A 6,689-nucleotide genomic window follows, 5' to 3' on the forward strand; every position below is an offset into this window, starting at 1 on the left:
ATTGAATTTCGTACTGCGGTGAACTTCAACGGGGAGATTGAGATTCCCTACACCATCAGCGACGGCCAAGCATCCGCTACGGGCCTGATCACGCTCACCATCTCCGACGTGCCCGATGAGCTAACCATTGGTCAGGACGGACCATTCACGACGGATAAAAACACTTCTCTCATGATTCCCAAGAGTGAGTTACTGGCGAATGACTCGGCAATCCCCTACTTGAACAGTCCCGTGGAGATCACGCTAGATGCCGTAGGCGACGCAGTGAACGGTTCGGTATCTTTGCAGGGCGAGAATGTTGTGTTTACTCCTACAACTAATTTCACCGGGTCGGCCTCCTTCACGTATAGTGTTTTGGTGATAAACGATGGGATTGGCCCGCCGCGACCGGTTGACGAGGGAACGTCTTCCGCCATCACGGTCAATGTGCTAGGCGACGCGACAGAAGATCCTTCAATCAACCAAACCGCGGTAATCGTCTCCAAGGCCAATCCGGCGTTCACTCTTCAGGTAAACAATACCAGCAACCGAACCAGCGCGGTAGTAGAAGCCTGCGACGAGCAAGGGCAGGTATGGACAATCTCGGACCGAGGCAACGGATTTCATAAGATCCTCAACGATTTTGCCAACAAGGCCCTAGAAGCCTGGCAACGGAATCCGGCCAACGGCGATGATGTTACCATTTATAAGTCCAATAATAAAGACTGGCAGCAGTGGGAGTTTATCGATGCGGGTGATGGGTACTTCCGAATAAAAGGAAAATATAATCCGCGCTTCATGACGCTATCCGGTGGCAACGCGGTCATGCTCAACGAAAACGGGCAGGACGAACAGTTGTGGCAGCTAGTAGACCCAAATTCGGTAGATTGTAGCACGGACGAAAATAATCCACCGGTAGCAGAGTTTGACGGTGATTTCTTTGGTAACCCTGACTATACGCTAAGCGTTGGAGAAACATTAGTCATTCCCTTCGCACGTTTACTAGCCAATGATTCTGATCCTGACGGGGATGCGCTGACTATTACTGAAGTAGAATTCATCAGAAATGGTAATCCGGTAATTGTAGGCAATACGGTAGAGTTTACGGGCATTGATGCAGGAGAAGGAGCACTATTCGGATACACCATTAGCGATGGACGGGGTGGGACGGCTAGTGCTAACGTTGGTTTAAACATTTTAGACGTGCCAGTTGAACCAATAACATTAGATGCAGGAAGTATTCAACCGAACGGAAGGCCGGAACCGTTAGCCTGGGGAAGTTGTGCCGAAATCGCAGCGTTTTCGGCCTCAGGTACGCCTACTGCGGTAACGCTCAAAAATGGCCGCGCCGGTGTGAAGGGAAATAGATTTAACCCCCAGTTGGACTACGACCCGGTTAGCAATACATCCGAAAAGGTAGAGATCAATTTCAGCCAGTTTGCCGGTCAAGTGTTTTTTACGCTAGGAAACTTAGAAGCTAACGAGTGGCAGGGGGCCGATGAAACCGGCTTATGGAAGCTGCTGGATAACAATGATAATGTGCTCGAGCAGGGAATTATCTCACCAACTACAGGCAACTCACTGGGTAGTAGCGTATATGAGTTTGCCACAAACTACTCGGGCCAATCGGCTACCAAGTTGGTGCTAGAGGCTACAGCTTACGACAGCGGAAGTGGTCCCGACAGAACCAATAATAATTCTGATTATAGTATTGTTGCGCTGGAATTTACGCCTCAGCAGTCCAATTGTACACCGACTAACGCTCGGGTTAAACGTCAACCTTCTGGTGTAGACCCTGCTAATTCAGCTTTGTCTCCTGATCTTCAAACAACCCTTTTTCCCAACCCCGCGCAAGAATCCGTAACGCTAACGGTGGAGTCGCCTACGAATAGCGAGCGGGAAATCTCCGTATACGATATACGAGGGGTACTGAAAATTAAGAAGACGATGTCTGCTACGGTAAATTTCCTTAAGATACCAGTTGAGCAGTTAAATTCAGGTTTGTACTTTATTCATATACAAGGTGCTACAAGCACTCAGCGATTTATTAAAAAGTAGTACAGTACCAAAAAAATACCGAAAGCAGGAGTTTTATACTCTTGCTTTCGGTACTTAAACCCGTCTACTAATAAATTATTAAGCATTCAAGGCAGCTTTTAGCTGTCCCATCAATCCCATACCAAATTGGGAGATTACTCGATACCCCTCTTTCTGTAGTGTTTCGCCCCCCCGGTTAATTTGCGAAACGTGAGTAAGAAAACCATCGGGCGTAAGGTCATCTTGTAGCGACCGATACGTGGCTTGAGCCGAACGTCGATAATGAGTAGGCAATACCCCCAGTTGTACGCCCCACATGATAGCTGCTGCAATTCCGGCACTAGCTGAAGTATCTACTTCCGTTGCGGGCTGATCAAGATAGCTGTACCACAGATATTCGGAGTTTTTCCAGCGATTAGCCATTAGAGCAGCAGCTACAAAGGACTGCTGTACTTCGTCGGTACCGGATAAATTAAAGGAGCCGCTCCGCACTGCAGCTAATGTTTTGATGGTACCCAACAGATACCAGGCTACCCCTCGTCCCCAATTGCGGTAGGCTTTCTCTCCGGAGAGTGCAGATCGCTGATAAACGGCCAATTCGTCTACCAAATAACGACTACGGTGACGTAGTTGATCTAGAGCGATCTGAGCCAATTCAGCATCTTTCCGTACTTGGGCAATTGTGGCAAGAGGGTAGGCTACGGTATAGCAACCTTCGGTAGTGATATGCTTACCGGCTAAAATAATTCCCTGTTCGTTGCGATGATCCCGGCAATAGTTTACTGCCTTTTGTACTGAGGGGTGATCCGGGTACAGATTAACAATAGCCGCAAAGGGAAGAAAATCTTCAATACTATTGAATGTTCCGTCTAATGGCTGAGTACGTGGGCTCTCCAGAATGATTCCTTGTTGTTCATCTAAGTAATGATGTAAATGCATCTCAAGTGTCTGGGTTGCTCGCGATTGGCCTTGCCGATGTAGTTCGTAGAGAGCATCCTGAACACTTCCTCCCATCCAGCCAAATGGGCTAAATGAATTCATGGAGTACAGCGTACGTAGAAATTCCTTCTCAGAAGCTGACTTATTGCCAGTTATCAGTTGAGGGGCTAAGCCGATAGCATCAGAGGGTAGCTGATCCGGAAGAAAGAACCAGGGAGTCTGAGTTCCTTCAGTCATTTGCAAAGCAATGCCCTGCCGGTTGATTTCGGGGAGCCACTGCGGATCAGCCGTAATTTGAAAGGGTTGAAATGGGTGAGCATACTTAATATTTAACAATCCAATTTCCTGGCCCGAATCGGGTAGATACATCCGAATCGTCTTTTCTTCCCGAAAGTCAATAGCGGCGGTGATACGAAAATAGAGTGTATCATCTTCAACGTTGACCGGGGGGAATCGTAAACGGGTCAACTGAGTTGCGTTAGCTTCCGGCACCGGAAAGGCAGTTAGCGCTATTGGCACGCGCTTATCTGAGGGAAAAGATAGCGTAAGATAGTCAATGTTTTGAGCTACATAACGGGTATACTTCTTTTTACTTGAAGAAGCTAGTGACAATTTTGGAAGTAAAGTAGAAGCAATAGTCAGCGTAGGAAGCTGATGAATAAAACTGCGTCGGTTCATTATACCATAGTTTAAAGCCGGGGAATAACCCGCTAAATGTAGAGAATTAAACCCTTATTTACCACCTTTTCCGCCACTAGGTAGAATTACACTGACGGTAGAGAAAATATATAAACGTTGGTAAAGCGTACAGAAATAGGGCGCATCGTTAAATTTTTTCAAAACAATAGATGGATTCTGTGCAAATAATTTATTAAGCGTTTAAGCTATCTACCTAGAATTAGTTTAGTAGACGAGTATAAAAGAAGGTTGACCTCCTCTATATAGTTACCAACCTAAAACTTTTATTCTATGAAAACGAATCTTTACCGAACGCTGGCTCAGTGTAGCCTAGTCGTGCTCCTACTTAATCAGGTAGGATTGCTTACTCCTCAAGCGAGAGCTTCTTCCTACCAAGCTTGGCCCAGTGAGACTATTTCTCATGTATCTTCGGTGCCAATCGACAATCAAGAAACATTTTCCGAGCGGTCAGCTACGCTTGCTTCAGAGATAGAAAGTACTCTCTTGAGCGTTGATCAGACTATTACCGGTCAGGTAGTTGACGAAGATGATCAGTCTCCTTTACCAGGGGTTAACGTATTAGTAAAGGGAACCACCATCGGAACAGTTACCGATCTTGATGGAAATTTCTCGCTAAGTGCTCCCGATAATGCCACCACATTAGTAGTCTCCCAAGTAGGCTATCGTAGCCAAGAGGTCCCAATCAATGGACGGTCGTCAATCATCGTAAACATGGTAGTTGATGTACAGGAATTAGGCGAAGTAGTGGTCACCGCCTTAGGTATCAAAAAGGAAACTAAAAAACTAGGATACGCTACTGCTAAAGTAGAACCGGAAGAAATGACGGTAAACCGGACCACCAATTTTATGAATTCACTAACCGGCAAGGTAGCTGGGGTTAACATTTCATCGCTAGGTACCGGGGCGGCGGGTACTAGTAAAATTCGTATCCGGGGGCAGTCATCCTTCGGAGGGCAAAACTCTCCCTTATTCGTGGTGAATGGAGTGCCTATCAATAATACAAATTTTGGCATTGCTTCTGATAATACCAACCGTACCGGGGGTAATACCGACGGAGGAGACGGACTAACCAGTATCAATCCCGACGATATAGAATCCATGACCGTACTGAAAGGGGCAGCGGCAGCGGCACTCTACGGTTCCCGAGCTAAAGATGGCGTAATCATGATTACTACTAAAACCCGGGGCTCTGGAAAGGGATTGGGCGTAGAATGGAATACCAACTATACGATTGACACGCCATTAGATTTTACCGATTATCAGTACCAATACGGACAGGGCGAAAATGGCGTGCGTCCTACTACCCCCAGCCCTACATCAGGGGTTTGGAGCTTTGGCGAGCGATTTGAACCAGGAATGACTCAAATACTTTTTGATGGAGTAGAAGTTCCGTATGCGCCGGTACGAAACCGAATAAAAGATTTTTACCGCAATGGCGATACCTGGACTAACACCCTATCATTATCATCCGGGGGCGAAAACGGCGGGTTTAACTTATCATTGTCTAATTTAGATAGCCGAAGTATTGTACCCAACTCAAGCTTCAATCGTAAGACCATCAACTTAGGATTTACCCAAGACCTATCGTCTAAATTAAATGTTTCAGGAAATGTTAACTATTCTATTGAGGAGAATACCAACCCTCCGGTAGTCGTTGGTCAAGATGTAAGTACCCCCGTAGTAATCTACTCCATGTCTAACTCAATGCCATTGGATGTACTAGATGCTAACAAGTACAATGATGAAGGAGGTGAGTTTATCTGGTCACGATTCCGCAACCGAACGAACCCTTACTTTGCTCTCAGTGAACGGTTTGAAAATGTTAAGCGGAACCGAATTTTTGGCAATGTAAATCTGCGCTATAACCTGACTGATTGGCTTTATGTACAAGGAAGAATTGGGCAAGACTATTATTCCCGAGATCAGGAATACAATCTACCTACTGGTCTGGCCTTCCTGCCCGATGCTCCTGAGGGGTTTGTGAATGGGCGATACGTACAAGAAAACCGACGGTTTAGCGAGGTCAATGCTGACTTTTTGATAGGAGCTAATCGTGAGTTTGGTAATTTTGGGATTGACGTTACCTTCGGAGGTAACCGCATGGATCGTCGCACTGACCGCAACAGTACCCGAGTGGATAATTTTATCGTTCGGGATTTGTACACCGTCAGAAACGGAGTGATCAAAGATCCGATATACGATTTGAACGAGTGGCGAATAAACTCGCTGTACGGTGCTGCGGAGTTTTCTTATAAAGGATTTCTCTTCTTAAATGCCACTGCCCGTAACGATTGGTTCTCTACTCTTTCTGCGGCTAACCGAAGTATTCTCTATCCTTCCTTCACCGGTAGCTTCGTATTCTCACAGGCCTTTGCCAATCTGCCCAACTGGCTTTCTTTCGGAAAAGTGAGAGCGGGTTATGCCGAGGTGGGTAGCGATCTGGATGTGAATCCTTACTCCAATAGTTTGTTCTACGGAGTAAATAATAATCTTTTTCCCCTACCCTCTGGAGAGCTGCAACCGGTAGGCTCAATTAGTAATTCCACCGTTCCTAATGAGAATCTTCGCCCTATGTCGGTAGAAGAAATAGAAGTAGGTTTTGATGTTCGGCTGTTTGATAGCCGAGTAGGCATTGATATGGCGTACTACACCAAAACAACCACCGACCAAATTCTGGAAGCCCAGATTACTGATGCTTCGGGCTATACCCAAAGCTTAATAAATGTAGGTGAAAGTCGAAATAATGGAGTAGAATTGCTACTAAATGTAGTACCTATCCAGACTGATAATTTCAGTTGGGATTTAACGTTTAACTACGCTTATAATAACACCAAGGTCCTGAAGCTAGGGCTGAATCCGGGTGACACGATTATCAGTGTAGGCCGAGGTATTCGGGGTGAGTTAATTACCCAGATTGTAGGAAAGCCAATGGGGCAGATTTTCGGTTTTGGCTTTCAGTATGATGACCAAGGACGGCAAATATTTAGTGGCAACAACGGGAGACCGTTAAGAACCGCTAATCAGCAGGCCTTTGG

The 6,689-nt window shown here is 46.1% G+C and carries 3 protein-coding genes; 2 read left to right on the top strand and 1 reads right to left on the bottom strand.

Annotation, left to right across the window (positions count from 1 at the left end; genetic code table 11):
* Positions 1-2,037, top strand: a 2,037-nt coding sequence (locus WBA23_RS02840; RefSeq protein WP_424580735.1) for a cadherin-like domain-containing protein, incomplete at its 5' end; no start/stop codon positions are given.
* Between the two features lie 78 nt (positions 2,038-2,115).
* Here WBA23_RS02840 and WBA23_RS02845 read toward each other — a convergent pair.
* On the bottom strand, positions 2,116-3,633 hold the full coding sequence (locus tag WBA23_RS02845; RefSeq protein ID WP_424580736.1) for a glycoside hydrolase family 88 protein: 1,518 nt from the start codon (positions 3,631-3,633) through the stop codon (positions 2,116-2,118).
* A gap of 291 nt (positions 3,634-3,924) precedes the next feature.
* Between WBA23_RS02845 and WBA23_RS02850 the strand changes: the two genes are divergently transcribed.
* The coding region (locus WBA23_RS02850; protein ID WP_424580737.1) for a SusC/RagA family TonB-linked outer membrane protein at positions 3,925-6,689 on the top strand (2,765 nt) is incomplete at its 3' end.

This window comes from Tunicatimonas sp. (assembly GCF_049647865.1).
Lineage (GTDB): Bacteria > Bacteroidota > Bacteroidia > Cytophagales > Cyclobacteriaceae > Tunicatimonas.